The organism is Salmonella sp. NW1250, from assembly GCF_051812965.1.
Lineage (GTDB): Bacteria > Pseudomonadota > Gammaproteobacteria > Enterobacterales > Enterobacteriaceae > Salmonella > Salmonella enterica.
This window is the reverse complement of record NZ_JAMNDD010000037.1, coordinates 1-980: the sequence shown is the minus strand read 5'-3', so window position 1 is coordinate 980 and position 980 is coordinate 1. Positions and strand designations below refer to the sequence as shown.

Sequence of the window (980 nt, the reverse complement as noted above, 5' to 3'; positions counted from 1 at the left end):
TAGTCAGCCAGCGGATATTTCTGACCGGTTGCATCGTCGGTCACAACCGCAAACGGTGTGACTTCAGAACCGGTACCGGAAGTGGTGGTGACGGCGATCATTTTCGCTTTCACGCCCATTTTCGGGAACTTGTAGATACGTTTACGGATGTCCATAAAGCGCAGCGCCAGCTCTTCGAAGTGAGTTTCCGGGTGTTCGTACATGACCCACATGATTTTCGCGGCGTCCATCGGGGAACCACCGCCCAGCGCGATAATCACGTCCGGTTTGAAGGAGTTAGCCAGCTCAGCGCCTTTGCGAACAACGGAAAGCGTCGGGTCGGCTTCAACTTCGAAGAAGACTTCGGTTTCAACGCCAGCCGCTTTCAGCACAGAGGTGATCTGGTCTGCGTAGCCGTTGTTGAACAGGAAGCGGTCAGTCACGATGAGCGCACGTTTGTGGCCATCAGTAATCACTTCATCCAGCGCGATGGGCAGAGAGCCACGGCGGAAGTAGATAGATTTCGGAAGTTTGTGCCACAACATGTTTTCAGCTCGCTTAGCAACGGTTTTCTTGTTGATCAGGTGTTTCGGACCAACGTTTTCAGAGATGGAGTTACCACCCCAGGAACCACAACCCAACGTCAGGGAAGGTGCGAGTTTGAAGTTGTACAGGTCGCCGATACCACCCTGAGAGGCCGGGGTGTTGATCAGGATACGCGCGGTTTTCATCATCTGACCGAAGTAAGCAACGCGTTCTGGCTGGTTATCCTGGTCAGTGTACAGGCAGGAGGTATGACCGATACCGCCCATTGCGACCAGTTTTTCTGCTTTTTCTACCGCTTCTTCGAAATCTTTCGCACGATACATCGCCAGAGTCGGAGACAGTTTTTCGTGTGCGAACGGTTCGCTTTCGTCAACGACCGTAACTTCACCGATCAGAATCTTGGTGGTTTCTGGTACGGAGAAGCCTGCCAGTTCAGCGATTTTGTAGGCTGGCTG

Annotated in this window: 1 protein-coding gene; it reads right to left on the bottom strand. The window is 53.0% G+C overall.

All coding sequences use genetic code 11. The annotated features are described in order from the left end of the window. Positions 1-980 (bottom strand): iron-containing alcohol dehydrogenase (locus tag NBA72_RS24115; protein ID WP_141024587.1); only part of this gene is annotated, 980 nt, incomplete at both ends.